This is a genomic window from Sinomonas albida (assembly GCF_004919045.1).
GTDB classification, from domain to species: domain Bacteria; phylum Actinomycetota; class Actinomycetes; order Actinomycetales; family Micrococcaceae; genus Sinomonas; species Sinomonas albida.
The window spans coordinates 137,723-157,734 of the sequence record NZ_SWDW01000009.1 but is presented as its reverse complement, the minus strand read 5'-3'; the positions used below and the strand labels follow the sequence as shown (position 1 = coordinate 157,734).

17 protein-coding genes and 1 tRNA gene are annotated in these 20,012 nt (G+C 69.5%); 9 read left to right on the top strand and 9 right to left on the bottom strand.

Translation table 11 applies throughout. The features are described from left to right. The first annotated feature begins 6 nt into the window (after positions 1 to 6). Both E6A26_RS10935 and E6A26_RS17620 read left to right on the top strand, forming a co-directional pair. On the top strand, positions 7 to 288 hold the full coding sequence (locus tag E6A26_RS10935) for an XdhC family protein (protein ID WP_136611231.1): 282 nt from the start codon (positions 7 to 9) through the stop codon (positions 286 to 288). A gap of 90 nt (positions 289 to 378) precedes the next feature. Further along, positions 379 to 543, top strand: a complete 165-nt coding sequence (locus E6A26_RS17620; RefSeq protein WP_168928731.1) for a hypothetical protein — start codon at positions 379 to 381, stop codon at positions 541 to 543. 294 nt (positions 544 to 837) lie between these two features. On the opposite strand, the gene aceE is transcribed toward E6A26_RS17620, so the two are convergent. Then, positions 838 to 3,645 carry a pyruvate dehydrogenase (acetyl-transferring), homodimeric type gene (gene aceE / locus E6A26_RS10930; RefSeq protein WP_136611230.1) on the bottom strand — a complete coding sequence of 936 codons (2,808 nt, stop codon included), beginning with the start codon at positions 3,643 to 3,645 and terminating at the stop codon, positions 838 to 840. Positions 3,646 to 3,830: 185 nt separating this feature from the next. Here aceE and E6A26_RS10925 point away from each other — a divergent pair, with 185 nt between their 5' ends. Continuing rightward, on the top strand, positions 3,831 to 4,604 hold the full coding sequence (locus E6A26_RS10925; RefSeq protein WP_136611229.1) for an SDR family oxidoreductase: 774 nt from the start codon (positions 3,831 to 3,833) through the stop codon (positions 4,602 to 4,604). 52 nt (positions 4,605 to 4,656) lie between these two features. Here E6A26_RS10925 and E6A26_RS10920 read toward each other — a convergent pair whose 3' ends face one another. Then, complete coding sequence (locus E6A26_RS10920; protein WP_136611228.1) at positions 4,657 to 5,055, bottom strand: sterol carrier family protein; 399 nt, start codon at positions 5,053 to 5,055, stop codon at positions 4,657 to 4,659. 8 nt (positions 5,056 to 5,063) lie between these two features. Next, on the bottom strand, positions 5,064 to 6,083 hold the full coding sequence (locus E6A26_RS10915; RefSeq protein WP_136611227.1) for an asparaginase: 1,020 nt from the start codon (positions 6,081 to 6,083) through the stop codon (positions 5,064 to 5,066). A 160-nt stretch (positions 6,084 to 6,243) separates the two neighbouring features. On the opposite strand from E6A26_RS10915, the gene purD reads away from it, so the two are divergent. Beyond that, positions 6,244 to 7,542 carry a phosphoribosylamine--glycine ligase gene (gene purD / locus E6A26_RS10910; RefSeq protein WP_136611226.1) on the top strand — a complete coding sequence of 433 codons (1,299 nt, stop codon included), beginning with the start codon at positions 6,244 to 6,246 and terminating at the stop codon, positions 7,540 to 7,542. Further along, the gene (locus E6A26_RS10905; RefSeq protein WP_136611225.1) at positions 7,542 to 8,492 is read left to right on the top strand and encodes a phosphoribosylaminoimidazolesuccinocarboxamide synthase; all 951 of its coding nucleotides are present in this window, start codon (positions 7,542 to 7,544) and stop codon (positions 8,490 to 8,492) included. The genes purD and E6A26_RS10905 overlap by 1 nt, the downstream gene beginning before the upstream one ends. Before the next feature lie 30 nt (positions 8,493 to 8,522). Here E6A26_RS10905 and E6A26_RS10900 read toward each other — a convergent pair whose 3' ends face one another. Then, positions 8,523 to 9,779: a helix-turn-helix domain-containing protein gene (locus tag E6A26_RS10900; RefSeq protein ID WP_136611224.1), complete on the bottom strand. Its 1,257-nt coding sequence runs from the start codon at positions 9,777 to 9,779 to the stop codon at positions 8,523 to 8,525. 151 nt (positions 9,780 to 9,930) lie between these two features. Between E6A26_RS10900 and E6A26_RS10895 the strand changes: the two genes are divergently transcribed. Further along, the gene (locus E6A26_RS10895) at positions 9,931 to 10,191 is read left to right on the top strand and encodes a hypothetical protein (protein WP_136611223.1); all 261 of its coding nucleotides are present in this window, start codon (positions 9,931 to 9,933) and stop codon (positions 10,189 to 10,191) included. Positions 10,192 to 10,703: 512 nt separating this feature from the next. Here E6A26_RS10895 and E6A26_RS10890 read toward each other — a convergent pair. The 5 genes from E6A26_RS10890 to E6A26_RS10870 form a co-directional block, all read right to left on the bottom strand. After that, positions 10,704 to 10,780: transfer RNA gene (locus E6A26_RS10890), tRNA-Pro, on the bottom strand. A gap of 142 nt (positions 10,781 to 10,922) precedes the next feature. Next, on the bottom strand, positions 10,923 to 12,782 hold the full coding sequence (locus E6A26_RS10885; RefSeq protein WP_136611222.1) for an ABC transporter ATP-binding protein: 1,860 nt from the start codon (positions 12,780 to 12,782) through the stop codon (positions 10,923 to 10,925). Then, the gene (locus E6A26_RS10880; protein ID WP_136611221.1) at positions 12,779 to 14,647 is read right to left on the bottom strand and encodes an ABC transporter ATP-binding protein; all 1,869 of its coding nucleotides are present in this window, start codon (positions 14,645 to 14,647) and stop codon (positions 12,779 to 12,781) included. The genes E6A26_RS10885 and E6A26_RS10880 overlap by 4 nt, the downstream gene beginning before the upstream one ends. Positions 14,648 to 14,783: 136 nt before the next feature. Further along, complete coding sequence (locus tag E6A26_RS10875; protein WP_136611273.1) at positions 14,784 to 15,668, bottom strand: metallophosphoesterase; 885 nt, start codon at positions 15,666 to 15,668, stop codon at positions 14,784 to 14,786. A 110-nt stretch (positions 15,669 to 15,778) separates the two neighbouring features. Then, positions 15,779 to 18,100 carry a transglycosylase domain-containing protein gene (locus tag E6A26_RS10870; RefSeq protein WP_136611220.1) on the bottom strand — a complete coding sequence of 774 codons (2,322 nt, stop codon included), beginning with the start codon at positions 18,098 to 18,100 and terminating at the stop codon, positions 15,779 to 15,781. A 37-nt stretch (positions 18,101 to 18,137) separates the two neighbouring features. Between E6A26_RS10870 and E6A26_RS10865 the strand changes: the two genes are divergently transcribed. Genes E6A26_RS10865 through E6A26_RS10855 form a run of 3 tightly spaced genes read left to right on the top strand, consistent with a single transcriptional unit; the run spans position 18,138 to position 19,724 of the window. Next, the gene (locus E6A26_RS10865; RefSeq protein ID WP_136611219.1) at positions 18,138 to 18,296 is read left to right on the top strand and encodes a DUF4177 domain-containing protein; all 159 of its coding nucleotides are present in this window, start codon (positions 18,138 to 18,140) and stop codon (positions 18,294 to 18,296) included. Beyond that, positions 18,293 to 18,808, top strand: a complete 516-nt coding sequence (locus E6A26_RS10860; RefSeq protein ID WP_136611218.1) for a RidA family protein — start codon at positions 18,293 to 18,295, stop codon at positions 18,806 to 18,808. The genes E6A26_RS10865 and E6A26_RS10860 overlap by 4 nt, the downstream gene beginning before the upstream one ends. Beyond that, positions 18,792 to 19,724, top strand: coding sequence for an NUDIX hydrolase (locus E6A26_RS10855; protein ID WP_136611217.1), 933 nt, complete (start codon positions 18,792 to 18,794; stop codon positions 19,722 to 19,724). Before E6A26_RS10860 ends, E6A26_RS10855 begins: the two co-directional genes overlap by 17 nt. Positions 19,725 to 20,012: the final 288 nt, after the last annotated feature.

Below are 20,012 nucleotides of genomic sequence, written 5' to 3'. Positions count from 1 at the left end.
GGACCCATGATCGAGCTCCTGAGCGCGCTGCCCGCCTGGCAGCCCGCGGCCCGAGGGGCGCGCTGCGCGGTCGCGACGGTGGTCGCGGCGAGCGGATCGGTGCCGCGCCCCGTGGGCACGTCCATGCTCGTCGCCGCGCCCGAGCACCCCGGCGGCGCCCCGGCCGTCCTCGGCAGCCTCTCCGGCGGCTGCGTCGAGGGCGCGGTCGTCGCCGCAGCCCTCGACGTCTTGGACAGCGGCGACGCGCGGCTTGAGCGCTTCGGCTACTCGCCCGCGGCGAACCCTTGACCGGGCGCGACCGGTCTCGATAGAATTTCATCTATCAATAAAACTTTTCCGAATAATGAAAGTTTGGACCAGTCCAGAAAGGGGAGGAAGATGCCCACGAAAGAAACCAACCAACTTGCACCCGCGCAGGAGCCGGCCGCCGTCTACATTCCCCGCGAGTGGACTACGGATCCCGACTTCGCCGTCTCGGCTGACCGCAACGAGAGCAGGACCGGCTGGTTCAGCCGAATGCTCGGCTGGCTCGCTGGTCGCTGAACCGCAACCCCCGATAACTCGGAACGCGAGAGGGCTCCCGACGTCACGACGGCGTCGGGGCCCTCTCTGCGTGTGCCGGGACCCCGCAACGCCGTGCCAGGGACCCCGCAACGCCGCGGACGGGACCCCGCAACGCCGTGCCGGGGACCCCGCAACGGCGCGGACGGGACCCCGCAACCCTGGGGGTGTGGGGTCATCGGCGCCCGATTGCGGGGTCAGCGCCACGGCGAACGGCGTAGGACGGTCAGCTCCCGTGGGTCGGATACCCACGGGAGCTGACCGTTGAACAGGAGGTCACTCGTCGGTGCTGGCCTCCGGGCCCGCGGTGACGTCGAGGAGGCGGTACTTCTCGATGGCCCGGCGCGGGGCGTCTGCCGGGACCTCGCCGCGGCGCGCGAGCTCCTGGAGGGCACGGACGACGACGGACGTCGAGTCGATCTTGAAGAACCGGCGGGCCGAGGCCCGGGTGTCGGAGAACCCGAAGCCATCGGCCCCGAGGACGGCGTAGTCTCCCGGAACGAACTGCCGGATCTGGTCCGGGACGGCCTTCATGTAGTCGGTCACGGCCACGACGGGGCCGCGCGTCCCGGCGAGCTGCTGCGTCACGAACGGCACGGGGGCCTCGACCTCAGGGTGGAGGAACGCCTGCTCCTCGGCCGCGAGGCCATCGCGGCGCAGCTCGGTCCACGACGTCACGCTCCACACGTCCGCGGCCACGTCCCAGTCCTCGGCGAGGAGGCGGCGAGCCTCGATCGCCCACGGCACCGCGACGCCCGAGGCGAGCAGCTGCGCGCGCGGGGCATCCTGCGGGAGGCGAGCGGCGCCGTCGTCGGCCTTCGTGGCTTCGACTTCCGGAGCGGCGGGACCGCTCGAACCGTCGACGTCGAGCGGAAGGCGGTACATCCCGCGCAGCAGCCCGTCGACGTCGAGTCCCTCCGGCTCGGCCGGCTGGACGATGGGCTCGTTGTAGACCGTGAGGTAGTACATGACGTTCGGGTCAGAGTGGTTCCCGCCGTACATCCGCTCGAGGCCGGCCCGCACGATGTGGCCGATCTCGTAGCCGTACGCCGGGTCATACGTGACGACCGCGGGGTTCGTCGAGGCGAGGAGGGGCGAGTGCCCATCGGCGTGCTGGAGGCCCTCGCCCGTGAGCGTGGTCCGGCCGGCCGTGGCCCCGATGATGAAGCCGCGGGCCATCTGGTCCCCGGCGGCCCAGAAGGAGTCGCCCGTGCGCTGGAAGCCGAACATCGAGTAGAAGACGTAGATCGGCACGAGCGGCTCGCCGTGCGTCGCGTACGAGGTCCCCGCCGCCGTGAACGCCGCGACCGCGCCGGCCTCGTTGATGCCCGGGTGGATGAGCTGGCCCGCGGGAGACTCCTTGTAGGCGAGGACCAGGTCGCGGTCCACGGAGAGGTAGTTCTGGCCGTTGGGGTTGTAGATCTCGGCGGTCGGGAAGAACGCGTCCATGCCGAAGGTCCGGCTCTCGTCCGGGACGATCGGCACGATGCGCTTGCCGAACTGCTTGTCGCGCATGAGGTCCTTGAGCAGGCGCACGAAGGCCATGGTGGTCGCCGCCTGCTGCCTGCCCGAGCCGCGCGAGGCGACGGCGTACGCGGACGACGGCGGGAGGCTTACCGCGGCGTGGCGGCTGCGCCGCTCGGGCACGGACCCGCCGAGGGCGCGGCGCCGCTCGAGGAGGTACCGGATCTCGGGCGCGTCGGCGCCGGGGTGGTAGTACGGCGGGCGGTACGGATCGGCCTCGAGCTGCCCGTCGGTGATCGGGATGCGCAGGTGGTCGCGGAAGTCCTTGAGGTCCTGGAGCGTGAGCTTCTTAATCTGGTGCGTCGCGTTGCGGCCCTCGAAGTGGGAGCCGAGGCCGTAGCCCTTGACCGTCTTCGCGAGGATGACCGTGGGCTTGCCCTTGAACTCGGTCGCCGCCTTGTAGGCCGCGAAGACCTTGTGGTAGTCGTGGCCGCCGCGCTTGAGGTTCCAGATCTGCTCGTCGGTGAGGTCGGCGACGAGCTCCTTCGTCTCCGCGGACTTGCCGAAGAAGTGCTCGCGGACGAACCCGCCGTCCTCCGCCTTGTAGGTCTGGTAGTCGCCGTCCGGGGTCTCGTTCATGATCCGGAGCAGGTGGCCCTCGCGGTCCTTCTCCAGCAGCGAGTCCCACTCGCGGCCCCACACGACCTTGATCACGTTCCAGCCCGCCCCGCGGAAGAACGCCTCGAGCTCCTGGACGATCTTGCCGTTCCCGCGCACCGGGCCGTCGAGGCGCTGCAGGTTGCAGTTGACCACGAAGGTCAGGTTGTCGAGGCCCTCGTTCGCGGCGAGCTGGAGCAGGCCGCGGCTCTCGGGCTCGTCCATCTCGCCGTCGCCGAGGAACGCCCAGACGTGCTGATCGGACGTCTCCGCGAGGCCCCGCTGCTGCAGGTAGCGGTTGGATTGGGCCTGGTAGATCGCGTTCATGGGACCGATGCCCATGGACACCGTGGGGAATTCCCAGAACTCGGGCATGAGCCGCGGGTGCGGGTAGGACGAGAGCGCGTGGCCTTCGCGGGACTTCTCCTGCCGGAACCCGTCGAGGTCCTCTTCGGTGAGGCGCCCCTCCATGAACGCGCGCGCATACATCCCCGGCGAGGCATGCCCCTGGAAGAACACCTGATCGCCGCCGCCCGGGTGGTCCTTGCCGCGGAAGAAGTGGTTGAAGCCCACCTCGTAGAGCGTCGCGGCCCCCGCATACGTCGAGATGTGGCCGCCCACGCCGATGCCCGGCCGCTGCGCCCGGTGCACGAGCACCGCCGCGTTCCAGCGCATCCAGGCGCGGTAGCGGCGCTCGGTCTCCTCGTCTCCCGGGTACTCAGGCTCCTGGTCGGCAGGGATCGTATTGACGTAGTCGGTCGTCGTCACAAGTGGGACGCCGACGCTCTGCGCCCCGGCGCGCTGCAGGAGGTTGCGGACCACGAACTGCGCCCGTTCGGTGCCGCGTTCCTGGACGAGTGAATCGAACGATTCGATCCATTCGGCCGTCTCTTCCGGATCGTGGTCGGGCAGCTGTGCTCCGAGCCCGCTGACGATGTGCTGGGTATGCTCTCCAGTCAACAAGTCCAACCTCTTTCTGTGCGCGCCGGATTGCGCGCGCTCGTCCGCGGGACTTCGTCATCCCGTGGAGGGAGTGGTCTACGTCGCTTCCATGCTTCCGTATAATGGAAACGAAATATTGCAGTGTGGATTAAGAGTGGCGTGTGGGCGTGAGGCACGTCAAGTGTGGGCCGGCCGGAGGAGGTTCTGTGAACGAGGTGCCAAGCACGGGCGCTGGGGTGCGCGTCGCGGTCGTGACGGGTGCGGGCTCGGGGATCGGGCGCGCGGTCGCCCGCAAGCTCCTCGCGGAGGGCTGGAACGTCGCCCTCGCCGGGCGCCGGGCCGAGCCGCTCGCGGGAACGGCGGAGGGCTTCGGGGAAAGGGCGCTCGTGGTGCCCACGGACGTGAGCGCGGCCGACGACGTCGAGCGCCTCTTCGACGAGGTGACGCGCCGCTGGGGGCGGGTCGACGTGCTCTTCAACAACGCGGGCGCCTTCGGTCCGTTCGGGGACGTGAGCGAAATCGAGCCAGCGGCCTGGGAGTCGACAGTCGCCGTCAACCTCACGGGCAGCTTCCTGTGCGCCGCGGCCGCCTTCCGCGCCATGAAGGCGCAGAGTCCGCAGGGCGGTCGCATCATCAACAACGGCTCGATCTCGGCGCACAGCCCGCGCCCCAGGTCCGTCGCGTACACCGCCACGAAGCACGCCGTCACGGGGCTCACCAAGAGCATCGAGCTCGACGGACGGCCGTACGGCATCACGTGCGGCCAGATCGACATCGGCAACACGCGAACCGAGATCATGGACACGCTGGGTGTCGGCGAGGGGGCCCTCCAGGCGAACGGGTCGCGGCTCGTCGAGCCGACGTTCCCCCTGGAGGAGGCCGCGAAGGCCGTGTTCCTCATGGCCTCGCTCCCGCCCTCGGCCACGGTCGGCTCGCTCGTGATCACGGCCTCTGGCATGCCGTTCGTGGGGCGGGGCTAGTTCCCGCAGCACGGGCCGACCCCGGGCGAACGGCTGCCGGGCGCAGCCAGACTCACGCGAGCGGAAGGAGCTCGCTCAAGTCCGTGCGCGTGCCGGACGCGCTGAGCTTGCCGGTCGCGAGCGCGTCCGGCCACGTCAGGGAGCCGGTGGCGAGTCCGAGCCATGTCTCGGCGTCCGTCTCGACGACGTTGGGGGGAGTCCCGCGCGTGTGCCGCGGGCCCTCGATGCACTGGGCCACGCCGAACGGCGGGACGCGCACCTCGACCGAATTGCCCGGCGCGCGGGTGGCGAGCTCCTCGAGCGTGTACCGCACCGCCGTGGCAAGCACCGGGCGGGGCAGAGCGGACGACGGCGCCGTCCCGCCTTCGCCGTGCCGCTCACCGCGCGCGGTGAGCCATTGGGCGATCGCCGCGCGGCCGTCGTCGACCGCGATCCTCCGTCTCGGCGCCATGCGGCTCCCTAGTCGAGCAGCGCCGAGACGGCGCGCCCGAGCCGGATACGGCCGACTGGGCGCCCGCCGCCCAGGATCGGTTGGACCACATCATCGAGGACCCGAGCCACCTCGGGGATGTCTACGGCGTCCGCAGCCGCGAGCATCGTGAGGGCAACGAGCGTGGTCGCGCGGCGGTTGCCGTCGAGGACCTTCACGGCCACCGACGCGCCCTGCGGCGTCGCCATGACGAGGACGCCCTCGGCTCCGCCCTTCGCGAGGAGGCCGAGCTCGCGCATCACCACGGTGTTGTCCCGCGACCTGCCCTGCACCGCCCACGGGTAATCGAGCATGGACGTCGCAACCGTCGCCGCCCGCGCGTCGCCCAGCTGGCCGCTTCCGCCGCCGGGCGCCTTCGCGAGGTGCGAGTAGGCGCGGGCCAGCGCCGTGAGCGAGACCGCCGCCACGGGGGCACCGCAGCCGTCGATGCCGAGGTGGGCGCTGCGCTCCTCGGTGTACTCCTCGACGGTCTGGCGCACCAACTGCTGGAGGGGGTGGTTCGGCTCGAGGTAGCTGTGCTTGTCCCAGCCCTTGACCACGCACGCCCACAGGAATGCGGCGTGCTTGCCGGAACAGTTGCACGCGAGCCGGCGCTTGCCGATCTCGGAGCGCACGAGCCACGCCCGCGCCTCCTCGTCCTGCGGCCATTCGGCAGGGCACTGGAGGTCGGACTCGCGGAGCCCGGCCGCCTTGAGCATGCCCTCCACGACGTCCATGTGGTCGAGCGAGCCCACGTGCGACGCGCACGCGAGCGCCACCTGGGCACCGCGCAGGGGGACGCCGCTGCGCATCGCGGCGAGGGCCTGGAACGGCTTCAGTGTGGAACGGGCCAAGACCGGCGCGTGGATGTCCCCCAGGGCGGTCACGACCGTGCCGTCCCCCGCCAGGACCACAGCCGAGCCGACATGGCGGGACTCGACGAATCCGCTGCGTTCGATCACAGCGAGCTCCACGGCGTCGTCAGCCGTGAAGGTGGAGTGGTTGGCCATGTCCGCAGTCTATTCGCGGGCCCGCCGTTCACCCGGCCGCCGCGCGCGGCCGCGCCCGCGCGAACGCGGACGGAGCAGCGCGGATCTCGCGGTCGGAGCGGCCGTCCGCCCCCATGGACACGCCGTGCGAGCGGCGCTGGGCGGCGTTTACCCTTGGGGGGTGAAGGTTCTCGTGATCGGCCCCGGCGGCCGCGAACACGCCATTGTCCGTTCCCTGCTCGCCGATCCGGCCGTGTCCGAGGTGCACTCCGCGCCGGGCAACGCCGGGATCGCGCAAGTGGTGCCGACGCATGCCGTCGACGCGAACGATCCGGCCGCGGTCACGGTGCTCGCCGAGAAGCTCGCGGTCGACCTCGTGGTGGTGGGTCCCGAGGCGCCACTCGCCGCCGGTGTCTCCGACGCGGTGCGCGAAGCCGGCATCCCGGTCTTCGGGCCGAGCAAGGAGGCCGCGCAGCTCGAGGCCTCGAAGGCGTTCGCGAAGCAGATCATGGCCGAGGCCAACGTGCCCACCGCGATGGCTCGGGTGGCGACGACGGCGGAGGAGGCCGCGGACGCCCTCGACGCGTTCGGCGCCCCGTACGTCGTCAAGGACGACGGGCTCGCCGCCGGCAAGGGCGTCGTGGTCACCGAGGAGCGCGAAGCGGCCCTCGCGCACGCCCAGGCGTGCTTCGACGCGGGGGGCACGGTGGTCATCGAGGAGTATCTCGACGGACCCGAGGTCTCCCTCTTCGTCCTCAGCGACGGGCACACCGTGGTGCCCCTTTCGCCAGCGCAGGACTTCAAGCGGATCTTCGACAACGACCTCGGCCCCAACACGGGCGGCATGGGTGCCTACACGCCGCTCGATTGGGCGCCCGAGGGCCTCGTCGACGACGTGATCCGCCGGATCGCCCAGCCCACGGTGGACGAGATGGCGAAGCGCGGCACCCCGTTCGTGGGAGTGCTCTACTGCGGCCTCGCCCTCACGTCCCGCGGCACGCGCGTCATCGAGTTCAACGCGCGCTTCGGCGACCCTGAGACGCAGGCCGTGCTCGCGCGTCTCAGGACCCCCCTTGGCGGACTCCTCCTCGCGGCCGCGAAGGGCCGGCTGGACCAGGCGCAGGAGCTGCGCTGGGCGCCCGAGTCCGCGGTCGCCGTCGTCCTCGCCTCGGAGAACTACCCGGACACTCCGCGCACGGGTGACCGGATCCGTGGCCTCAAGAAGGCGTCCGCCGTGGACGGCGTGCACATCCTGCACGCGGGCACCAAGCTCGACGAGGACGGCAACGTCGCCACGGCGGGCGGCCGCGTGCTCGCCGTCGTCGCGCTCGGGGAGGACCTCCAGGAGGCCCGCGAGCGCGCCTACGAGGGGATGGGCCAGATCCGGCTCGAGGGCGGCCAGTTCCGCAGGGACATCGCGGCCAAGGCGGCCCGTGGCGAGGTCAGGGTCCCGGAGCGGGCCGGAAAGGCAGGCGTGTGATGACGAACGTCGAGGCGGCCGGAGGCTCCCCGCGCGGCTACGCCACCGCGGCACCCGGGCTCGAGGGCTGGCGCCACATCTACTCCGGCAAGGTCCGCGACCTGTACGAGCCGATCGAGGGGGCTGGCTTTCCGCATCCCGCGGACGTCGTGCTCGTGGTCGCGAGCGACCGGATCAGCGCCTATGACTTCGTGCTCTCGAGCACCATTCCTGACAAGGGCCGCGTCCTGACGCAGCTGAGCCTGTGGTGGTTCGAGCAGCTCAACGTGCCGAACCATGTGCTGGGCTCCACGGCGGACGACGGCGTGCCCGCCGAAGTCGTGGGGCGCGCCATGATCTGCCGGCGGCTCGAGATGTACCCCGTCGAGTGCATTGCCCGCGGGTACCTCACGGGGTCTGGGCTCGCGGAGTACCGCGAGCGCGGCACGGTGTGCGAGATCCCGCTTCCCGAGGGGCTCGTGGACGGCTCCCGCCTCCCGGAGGCGATCTTCACGCCCTCGGCCAAGGCCGAGGTCGGCGAGCACGACGAGAACATCACGTACGAGGACGTCACCGGCATGGTGGGCGACGACGCCGCTGGCCGCCTGCGCGACCTCACCCTCGAGGTCTATCGCGAGGCCGAGCGCATCGCGCGCGAGCGCGGCATCATCCTCGCCGACACGAAGGTCGAGTACGGCGTCGACCCCTCGACCGGGAACATCACGCTCGGCGACGAGGTGCTGACCCCCGACTCCTCGCGGTTCTGGGATGCGGCGACGTGGGAGCCCGGCAAGGCGCAGCCTTCGTTCGACAAGCAGTTCGTGCGCGACTGGCTCACCTCCGCCGAATCCGGGTGGGACCGCGCCTCTGGCGAGGAGCCCCCGGCGCTGCCGGCCGACGTCGTCGATCGCACCCGCGCTCGGTACGTCGAGGCGTACGAGCGGCTCACCGGCCGCCCTTTCGCGGTCTGACCCCGGCGCGCTGACTACTCGCCGTGGGCTCTACCGGCCGTGCGTGGCGCGCTGGGCCGCGAGGCGGATCTCGAGGATCGCGTCCATGGTCTGCTGGACCTTGTCGGACGCGCCCGCGTAGCTGAACTGCTCGCGGGCGTCCTTGAGGAGCTCGAGCGCCTCGTCGTTACGGCCGAGCGCCTTGAGGGCGCGTCCGTACAGGAGCGCGACCTCGCCCGCGGTGTGGCGGCCGAGGACGTTCTTCTCGGCGTGGATCTCCTTGAGCCGCTCGATCGCGTCCGGGATCTCGCTGTTGAGGTAGAGCCAGCGGGCGCGGATGAACTCGACCTCGAGCTGCTCGGGCCGGCTTCCGCCCACGATCGAGAGCGCTAGCTCAGCGCGCTCGATCGCCGCGAGCGTCTCCGGCTCGACGATGCCGCCGGAGAGCCGGACCGCCGCCGAGGCCTTGTTGAAGCGGGCCCAGAGCTCGATGTCATTCGCGGGGGAGAGGAGCTTCGCGGCACGCTCGTGGTGCTTGACGCCCTCTTCGTAGTCCGCCCGCATGAACGCCACGTTGCCGATCACCCACTCGACCTCGCCGGCGAGCTGGCCCATGGCGTCCTCGTCCACGAGCCCGCCGAGGATCCGGCAGTAGTCCCAGGCCTCGTCGAGGCGGCCGCTCTCGGCGAGTGCGCCGATGAGCGCGCGGAGTGCACCGATGTAGATGGTCGAGCCCGCGGGCAGCTGCGCGCCGATCCGCACGGCCTCGCGCGCGTGTTCGACCGCCGTGCCGAGCTGGCCGAGGCCGTGGCACACCGCGGCGAGCATCTGGTGGGCACGCACCGCGAGGCCGTCCGACTCGGCGATGATCGGGTGCTCGAGCAGGTGCTGAACGATCCGCTGGCATTCGGCGAGCTGGCCCTGCTTCATGAGGCACTCGGCCTGCATGTAGGTCATGTTCCACCACGCGCTGTTGTTCTTGCCCTCGAGGGCGAACTGCGCGGCAGTGGCGGCGTGGCTCGCGGCCTGGGCGTAGTCGCGCATGTCCCATGCCTGCCGGGCATAGAGGCCAGCGAGCACGTATTCGGCATCGTTCGCGGTGACCGGCTGGCTCCAGGCTTCGAGCGCCTTGGGCGCCAGTTCGAGTCGGCGGGCGAGCTCCTGGATGACCTCGGGCGTCGGCTCACGCCGTCCCGTCTCGAGGAGGGAGATATAGCTCGGCGAATAGAGATCCTTGCCGAGTTCGGCCTGCGTCAGCCCACGCTCAAGGCGCTCCGCCCGCAGCTTCTCTCCGAAACCGCTCCCCACAACTTCCTCCTAGACAGAGCCGCCACCCGGTATCAGGGCAACGCGATACACTGGCAGCTTGACACCCGCTGTAGATGTTATTTTACTTGGGGTGTCAATCACGACAAAGCACGCTCTGCCCGAATGCACCCGCTACAACTAAGGACATGACATGCTGAAGAAGTTGACCGCTTCTCTTGCCCTCGTGGGCGCTCTCGCGGTGGGAGGGGTTTCCGTGGCCCCGACTGCGATCGGCAATTGGCCCGATCCCATGAAGACCACGGCTATTGGCAACTGGCCCGATCCGATGTCGGCTACCGCAATCGGTAACTGGCCTGACCCGATGTCGGCGACGGCCATCGGCAACTGGCCTGACCCTATGTCGGCAACGGCCATCGGCAACTGGCCCGATCCGATGTCGGCGACCTTCTGACCAGTCAGAACACCGCGTAAGGGAGTCGCGACCGCCAAGAGGCAGCGGCGAACGCAAGGCTCCCATGAGGGGCCGTCGAGAGGCTGGCGGTTCCCGAAAGCTCGTTAGAGACCCCGCTCATCTACGGATGAACGGGGTCTTTAGCTTTTTCTGCAAGGGACTTTGGTCCCGAACATTTGAATTCGATTCGCCATGATTTTCCGAGCGTTTTCCGGGCGGAATATCGAGGTTTTTAGGCGGAATCGACCGGGTCTGCCCACCGCTAAAACGTTGCTCGTTTTGACGGGCTGTCGAATTTGATTGACGGCAGGACGGCGCGCGGGGCGGCTGCCCGCCGGTGCTGCGCGCCTTCGTCCGGGACCCGGCTTGGCGTTGTAACGGTTTGGTAACAGTATTTTGAAGTGCGCCCGCCGCGCGTGTCGTGCAGCGCCCGATCGGGGCAGCGCCCCATCCGAGCAACAACCATCGGACAACAAAAATGGCGCCGACTTCTCGGCGCCACCTCTGTGTTCTGGTCGGGATGACAGGATTTGAACCTGCGACCTCTTCGTCCCGAACGAAGCGCGCTACCAAGCTGCGCTACATCCCGATCCGCTGCCTGGATCCCCTCAGCGGTTCCCCGAAGCAACTCATCCAGAGTACCCGATCCGGCCGCCCGACGCGAAATTGCGGGGGCTGATCGCGGCGCCGCGCGGCCCGCACCGGCAGGTGCCGTCCTGCCGCCTCGGGGCTCATACCAGCGACTCCTGCCAGGCCCCGTGGAGCGCCGCGAAGCGTCCGCCGCCGCGGATGAGCTCCTCCGGGGTTCCGTCCTCGATGATCCGGCCGCCGTCCATGACGAGGACGCGATCCGCGATCTCCACGGTCGAGAGGCGGTGGGCGATGATGATGGCCGTTCGTCCGCGCCGCGCGAGCAGTCGCTGCAGGCCGGCCTGTACGAGCCGCTCCGAGGGGATGTCGAGGGACGAGGTCGCCTCGTCGAGGATGAGCACCGCTGGTGCGGCGAGGAAGGCCCGCGCGAACGAGATGAGCTGCCGCTGCCCCGCGGAGACGCGGCCGCCACGCTTGTTGACGTCCGTGTCGTACCCGTCGGGGAGGGCCGAGATGAACTCGTGGGCGCCCACGGCCTTCGCTGCGGTCTCGATCTCGGCTCGCGTCGCCTTGGGCCGGCCCAGGGCGATGTTGTCCGCGACCGAGCCGCTGAACAGGAACGCCTCCTGCGTGACCATGACGACGGCGCGGCGCAAGTCGGGCGTCGAGAGCCGGCGGAGGTCCACGCCGTCGAGCGTCAGCGCGCCCGAGGAGACGTCGTAGAAGCGCGCCACGAGCTTGGCGAGCGTCGACTTGCCGGCGCCCGTCGCGCCGACGAGCGCGATCGTCTGGCCCGCCGGGATGTCGAGGCTGAACTCGGGAAGCACCACCGGGCCGTCGCCGTAGCGGAACTCGACGCGGTCGAAGCGCACCTGTCCGTGCGGATCCGGCAGGGGCTCGGGCTCCCGAGGCGGGACGATCGTGGGAACCTCTTCGAGCAGGCCGGACACCTTCTCGAGCGCCGCCTGCGCGCTCTGGAACGAGTTGTAGAACATCGCCATGTCCGCGATCGGCTGGTAGAAGCGCTTGACCGAGAGGACGAGGGCGAGGAGCACGCCCACGGCCAGACTCCCGCCCAGGACGCGCAGGCCCGCGACGAGCAGCACGACCGAGACCGTGATGTTCCCGATCATAACGAGGCCGGGCTGCAGGACGCCGTTGAGCTGGATCGACCGCGCGGTGATCTTGCGGTAGTCCTCGGCGAGCTCGCTGAACTCGGCGTTGTTCTCAGGCTCCTTGCGGAACGCCTTGACCGCCCGGATGCCCGTCATCGTCTCGACGAAGTGCACGATCAGCCGTGCCGAGGCGACGCGGGAGGCGCGGTACGTGACCTGCGAGCGGACCTGGTACCAGCGGGCCAAAGCGAACATCGGTGCCGCCGCGAGCAGCATGATCACGCCGGACGGCCAGTCGAGCAGGAACACGGTGCCCGCGGTGAAGATCATGAACAGGACGCCGGAGACGAGCGAGCTCACGCCCGAATCGAGGAGTTCGCGCAGCGCCTCGAGGTCGGAGGTCTGCCGGCTGATGATCCGGCCCGAGGTGTAGTGCTCGTGGAAGTCGAGGCTCAGCCGCTGGGTGTGCCGGAACACGCGCACGCGCAGGTCCAGGAGCATGGCCTGGCTGAGCTTGGCCGTCGAGGTGACGTAGCCGGCCGTGAGGAGCGCCGTGGTGAGGGCCGCCGCGAGGTACAGGGCGCCCGTGATCCATACGAGCGTCGAGTCACCACGGATGAGCAGAGGCAGCGCGTTGTCGATCCCAGCGGCGATGATCGCGGGTCCGGCGGCCTTCGTGGACTGCGAGATGACGACCATCCCGAGCGTCACCCAGAAGCGCACCCGTACGGGGCGGATGAGGCTCGCCAGGAGGCGCAGGGACCGGCGCCGCGCCGCACGGGAGTCCTCGCTGGTCAGGTCGAAGTCGTCTTCCGCGTGCTCCGGGGCCGCGGGCGTGCGCGGCGCGGCGGTCTGGGGAGCAATACCTCGCGGCGCGGAGCTCATCGGGCCTCCTCGAGGTCGTCCAGATCATCGTCGTCCAACTCGGTGTCGAGGTCCCGAGGCTCCGAGTCGAGGCTCGCGATCACGTACCGGTAGTGGCCGTTGCGGGCCAGCAGCTCGGCGTGGGTTCCCACGTCGTCGATCACGCCGTCCCGCAGGAGCGCCACGCGGTCGGCGAGGGCCACGGTCGAGGGACGATGGGCGACGATGAGCGTCGTCGTGTCGGCGAGCACCTCGCGCAGGCGGCCTTCGACGCGCTCCTCCGTGGCGACGTCAAGCGCGGAGAGCGGATCGTCGAGGACCAGGACCGAGGGCTTGGCCGCGATCGCGCGCGCGAGCGCGATGCGCTGGCGCTGCCCGCCCGAGAGGCTCAGCCCCTCCTCGCCGATCCGGGTGTCGACACCGTCCGGCAGCGAGTACGCGAAGTGGGCCTGGGCGACGTCGAGCGCCTCGTCGAGCAGCGCCTGCGCCTCGGGGCCCTCCCGCACGGCCGCGCCGAGCAGCACGTTGTCGCGGACCGAGCTCGAGAACAGCGTCGTGTCCTCGAACGCGACCGAGACAGCACGCCGCAGGTCGGGCAGCGTCAGCTCGCGCACGTCGATGCCGTCGATCTCGATCGAGCCGGCGCTCACGTCATAGAGCCGGGGTACGAGCTGGAGGAGCGTGCTCTTCCCGGATCCCGTGACGCCGACGAGGGCCATCGTCTCGCCGGGAACGAGCTCGAGGTTGACATTGCGCAGGACCGGGCCCGCGCCGTCGTTCGCTGCCGACTTGCCCTTGCCGTTCCGCGTGGCGAACGCGAAGCGCACATTGCGGAAGGCGAGCGCGCCGTGGGGCGCCTCGAGCGCCGCCGGCCGTTCGGGATCGGCGATCGTGGCGGGCTGGTCCATGACCTCGTAGTGGCGATCGATCGCCGTCTTCGCGGTGAGCGCCATGCCGACGAGCGCGCCGGACATTTCCACCGGGTTCGCGACCGCGGCCGCGGTCGCGAAGAACGCGGCGAGCGCGCCGATCGTGATCTGACCGGTCCCAGCGAGCCAGAGCCCCACCATGAGCCCCGTGCCGAGCGCGAGCTCGGGGAGCAGCGTCACGACCATGCTGAAGATCGCGAGGTGGCGCGCCTTCGTGACCTCCGTATCACGCAGCTCCTCTGCCTGGAGGGCGAAGCTCTCGAGGGCCTCGCGGCTGCGGCCGAACGCCTTGAGCACGCGGATCCCGTGGACCGACTCTTCGACCGCGGTGGCGAGGTCGCCGGCCTGGTCCTGGCTGCGGCGCGAGACCGCGACGAACTGGCGGCGGAAGCGGAAGCTGTAGATGCTGATCGGGATTGCGGCCGCGAGGAAGATGAGCGCGAGCTGCCACGAGATGGTGAACAGCATCGCAATGCCCACGAAGACGGTCGCGAACGAGATGATGAGGTACATCGCCCCGAACGCGAGCCAGCGGCGCAGGAGGTTGAGGTCCGTCATGGCGCGCGAGAGCAGCTGACCCGAGCCCCAGCCGTCGTGGAACGACACCGGGAGAAGCTGCAGGTGGCGGTACAGCTTGACACGCAGGGATGTCTCGACGTTGGTCGCGGGATCGAGCACGAAGATGCGGCGCAGGAACGTCAGGACCGCTTCGCAGACTCCCATGACGAGGACGACGACGGCGGCCCACACGACTGCCGACGGCCCGGCTCCCGGGCGGAGCAGCGTGTCGATGATGGCGCGGAACACCTGCGGCACGAGGACCGCGAGCACCGATGCGAGAAGCCCGACCCCGAGCCCGGCGATGAGCGCCGGGATGATCGGCCGGGCTTCCGGGGCAAGCCGAGCGAGGCTGCCGCGAAACGAGATCTGGTCTGGGGCGGGGGCCTGCTGTGGCATGCCGGCGCTCACACCTCCGGTCAGGAGTAGTTAGCTGTGGCAACTACCCTACGCCATGACCCTGTGAGCGCCCCTTGCGGCGCGCTCGCGCGGCCAGCGAGGCCCCGGCCAGCCAGGCCCCGTCATGAGGTACCGCTCAATTTCGCGGAGTCAGCGTCAGGAGGACCGCCTCAGGGCGGCACGCGATGCGGACCGGCGCGAAGCGGGAGGTGCCGATCCCGCCCGAGACGTTGAGCGGCACCCAGCGGCCCTCGTACTCCCATTTCGTGAGGCCCTTGGCGCGCCACGTCGGGAGATCGCAATTGGAGACGAGGGCGCCGTAGCCGGGGAGGCAGATCTGGCCGCCATGGGTGTGGCCCGCGAGCATGAGGTCTGCGCCGCTGCGCGTGAAATGGTCGAGGACGCGCTGGTACGGCGCGTGGATGACCGCGACCTTGAGATGGCGCTTCCGGTCGTGTCCTGAGGCGCCTTGGGGCCAGCCCGCATAGCGCTCGCGCTTGAGGTGCGGATCGTCCACGCCGGAAAAGTCGAACCGCACCCCGTTGAAGGCGAGCGACTGCGAGCGATTGGTCAGGTCCACCCAGCCCGCCTCGCCGAAGCCTGCGGAGAGGCGTGGCCAGTCGAGTTCGACGCGGTCAGGGAGCGGGCGCCGGTTCGACGGGCCCAGCAGGTACGTCGCCGGGTTCTTGAAGACCGGCGCGTAGTAGTCGTTCGACCCCGGGACGTAGACGCCCGGATACCGCATGAGGGGCCCGAGGGCGTCGAGCAGGGGATCGACGGCGTCGATGTGGCTCAGGTTGTCGCCCGTGTTGACCACGAGATCCGGGGCGAGCTCGGCGAGGCCGGCGAGCCACTGTGCCTTCTTGGCCTGGCCCGGAACGAAGTGGATGTCGCTCAGGTGCAGGACGCGCAGCGGCGCCGAGCCGTGGGGGAGGACCCGGACCGTCTCCTCGCGGAGGCGGAACTGGTCCTTCTCCCACCAGCCGTAGGCCGCGGCGGCAGCACCGGCCGACGCCGCCATGCCTGCGAGCAGGCCTGCGCGTTTCGCGCCCGTGGCGAGGGCCGCCGTCGTTCGCTGTGCGGCGCGGGCGAGCGTGCTGCCCGCCGCGGGGGCAGCCCCGAGGTCAGCCACTAGCCGCCGTTCCCGCTGCCGCCTTTGCCCTTCGACGGCGACGGGGCGGGCGCACCGGGGGCGGAGGGCGCGGGGGCCTGGCCGCCGTTGTTGCCCGTGTTGCTCGAGCTCTGCGGCAGCGGCTGGGACTGCGTCGGGGTGATGAGGCTCTGCGGCGGGGCATCGAACGCACCGTGGTCGTAGAGCGGGCCAGCCTGCGCCATGTAGTACGCCCACTGCGGACCGGCGATGTACGCACCGTCGATCACAGGCCAGTGGCGGCCATTGACCATCACATTCTGGCCGAGATGCTTCTCGTCAGCCGAGCCGGTCGTGATCCCGAAGAACGAGGCCGTCGCGAGGCCGCGGGTGTAGCCGACCACCCACGTCTGGTTGTTGTACTGGTTTGTACCGGTCTTGGCGGCGTCGGGGAAGGGCAGCTTGATGGTGGTCCCGTTGGCGTCCTTGATGTTGTAGCCGGAGCCCTTCGTGAGGACGTCCTGCAGGACGTTCGTGACGGCCTTCGCGACGTCCGGCTTGACGGCGTTCGGCTTGCACTGTTGATCCTGCCCGCCGATCCGCTTGCCCTGCGAGTCGACGACATCCGTGATCGCGATGGGCGAGCAGTACGTGCCGTTGGCGGCGAACGTCGCAAACGCGTTGGCGACCGTCATGGGGGCCTGGTTTCCACCGCCGAGGAGGTTGCCGAGGACGGTCATGTCAACGCTGCCGATGTCCGAGCCGCCGATGCCGCCGTTGTGGAGCCCGAGCGAGTCGGCCATTCGCTGGATGTCGCAGAAGTCGTTGAGGCCCGCTGCGGTGGCGAAGGTCGCGGTGTTGATCGAGTTGTAGATCGCCTCGCGGACGGTCATCGGCTGCAGCCACTTGGCGTCCGGTTCGTCGTTCTGCAGGTCGTCGGCGGCGCCCAGGGATTTCTCGGCGGAGTTGAACGCGCCGCTGACCTTGCAGGTCGATTTCCACGGATAGTTGAGCGGATACACCTTCCTCGACGAGTCGACCTTCTGGTCTGTGGGTTTGCCCTCGTTGAGCCACGCCGCGAGGGTCACGGGTTTCATGGTCGAACCCGTTGACATACCGCCCACGCCGCCGAGGGGCCCGCTCTTGTCGCGGTCGTCCACATTGAAGTTGTAGACGGTCACGTAGTCCTTGCCCTGCCCCGGCAACATCCGGGAATTCTGGGCCATCGAGATGATCTTGCCCGTCCCGGGTTGGATGGACACGAGCGAAGCGCCCCACGGCCAGGGGCCGTTGTTCGCGCCCGCCGTACCGTCCACCTGCTGCTGCGCCGGTCCTTGGGCCCGCGGATCGAGAGTCGTCTTGATAGTCAGTCCGCCCCGCAGGAGCTTCTGGTCGCGTTCGTCCGGCGTCGCCCCGTAGGCAGGATCGTTCTCGATCTGGTGCACCACGTAATCGCAGAAGTACTGCGCCTGCGAGGCGTATGCACAGCCCTGCTTCGGCGGGTTGATTTTGAGCTGGATGGGCGTCGCGACAGCGGCGTCGTGGTCCTTCTGGTTGATGTAGCCGTGCTGGAGCATGGCGTCGAGCACGAGGTTGCGTCGTTTGATCGAGGCATCGGGGTGGACGCTCGGGTCGTACATCGACGGGCTGTTGACGAGGCCCGCGAGGAGCGCGGCCTGCGGAAGGGACAGGTCCTTCGCGTCGACCGAGAAGAAATACTGGCTAGCCGCCTCGATGCCGTAGGCGTTCCGGTTGAAGAACACGAGGTTGAGGTAGCCCTCGAGGATCTGGTCCTTCGAGTACTGCTTCTCGAGGCCGATCGCGAGCTTCATCTCGCGCAGCTTGTCGCCCACGCCCTTCTGGCCGTTGAGCACCACGTCGGCGTCCTTGCCCTGCGAGACGAGGTTCTCGTTGATGACGTTGGTCACGTACTGCTGTGTGAGCGTCGAGGCACCTTGCTTGTCGCCACGGACGTTCGACGCGACGGCACGGAGGATACCCGTCATGTCGATGCCGCCGTGCTCGTAGAAGCGGTAGTCCTCGATCGCGACAATTGCGTTCTTGACGTTCGGCGACATCTGGTCGAGCTTGAGCGGCGTCCGGTTCTCATTGAAGAGGGTCCCGATCTGCGACCCATCAGCCGCGACGATCTTCGTCACCTGCCCCGGAGGGGTGACAGTGAGCTCGCTCGGGAGGCTGTTGAAGAACTGCACCGAGCCGTTCGCGGCGCTCCCCGTGACGGCCGCGGCGGGCACCATGAGGCCCGCCACGAGCACTCCGCAGATCGCGCTGACGCCAAGGAAAGCGAGGATCTTGCCGAGTGTGGTGGCCGTGTCGAACAGCGGATTCTTGCCAGACGCCATGTAGGGCAGTCTAACCGGACCGACTACGCTGGACCTTATGACCTCGTGGGAATACGCCACCGTGCCACTGATCGTCCATGCGACCAAGCAGATCCTCGACCAGTGGGGCGAGGACGGCTGGGAGCTCGTCCAGGTTGTCCCCGGACCTGGCGGAAACGGCCTCGTGGCCTACATGAAGAGGGAGAAGCAGGCATGAGCGAAGCGCAGGCCGGCGCGGCAAAGGCCGCCGCGGTCGAGGCAGGTGCCCTCGGCGCCGTCGAACGCCGCCTGGCAGACCTCGGCGTGAGCCTGCCCGAGGTTGCGGCGCCCGTCGCCGCCTACGTTCCCGCCGTCGTCGCCGGTGGCTTTGCCTACACGTCCGGTCAGCTTCCGTTCGTCCAGGGCCAGCTGCCTGCCACCGGCAAGGTCGGCGCGGAAGTGAGCGCCGAAGACGCGAAGAAGTACGCCGAGACCTGCATCGTCAACGCGCTCGCGGCCGTGAAGGCGCAGATCGGCGACCTTGACCGCGTCACGCGAATCGTCAAGGTGGTGGGCTTCGTGGCCTCCGATCCGTCCTTCACGGGCCAGCCCGGCGTCATCAACGGCGCCTCGGAGCTGCTCGGCAAGGTGTTCGGCGAGGCGGGCGCGCACGCCCGCTCCGCCGTCGGCGTCGCGGTGCTGCCGCTCGACGCCCCGGTTGAGGTGGAGTTGATTGCAGAGTTCGCATAGCCGGCGTTTCATCGTCCCCAAGCGGCTTCAGGGGGCGGCGCGCAGTTGGCTTGAAGAAGGGGACCGCCCGCCGCGCACGGCGCGGCTCGCGTCCTCGGTAGTACTCGTCCGGGATTCGGCCGAGGGCACGGAGACGTGGCTCGGCTACCGGCCGGGCAACTCTCCGCTCGGGGTCGTCGCGTTCCCCGGCGGGTCGGTGCAGAACACCGATCACGACACCTTCGACTGGTTCGGCCCGTCCGTGGGCCAGTGGGCCGAGATGCTCGGCGTCGATGACTTCTCCGTGGCCCGCGCGCACGTCGTGGCCGCGATCCGCGAGCTCTTCGAGGAGACCGGCGTGCTCCTGGCCGGATCCGATGCGACGACCGTCGTCGAGGGCACCGGCACGCCCGACTGGACCCGCGCACGCGAGGCCGTAGCCGCGCAGGAGATCGGCTTCGCCGAGCTCATCACGAAGCGCGGGCTCGGCCTGCGCACGGACCTTCTCCGGCCCCTCGTGCACTGGGTGACCCCCGAGTTCGCGCACCGGCGCTTTGACACCCGCTATTTCGCGGCGACGCTCCCCGTGGGCCAGACGCCCACGCTCCTCCCGAGCAAGGGCGTGTGGGGCGAATGGGTCCTCCCCGCCCGAATCCTCAAGGAGCGCGACACTTCTGAATTCGGCGATCGGATCGGTGCCGAGGACTCTCGCGGACTCGCGCTCCCGGAGCTCCTCGTGCCCGCGAGCGAGATCATCCTCGAGAAGATCGCGAAGGCGAAGGGCTGCATCGCGTACCTGAACGTCAAGCGGTCCACGCACACGTACAAGGCGCAACTCGAGGACGACGGCGGGCAGCTGTGGCTCCGCGTCGAGGCCCCCAGCGCGGCCCCGGCCACGGAGGCGCTCGCGACCGTCCCGTCGGCGCCCCCCGCCTGACCGCCCCGCCTGACCCGTCCGACCCGCCTGACCGCCCCGCCTGATTCGCCTGACCGCCCCGCCTGACCCGTCCGACCGCCCCGCCTGATTCGCCTGACCGCCCCGCCTGATTCGCCTCGGGTACGCCAACTTCCGCTTTCCGGGGTTTCGGGTGCGCCAACTTCGGCTTCCCGGGGTTTCGGGTACGCGCGCGTCCCTCGCTGCCAGACGGGCCTTGCAAATTAAGAACGACGGCGGCCTCTAAACAACTTATGTTTTTTGGCGCCCTTTGTTTTTAAAACTTTGGGG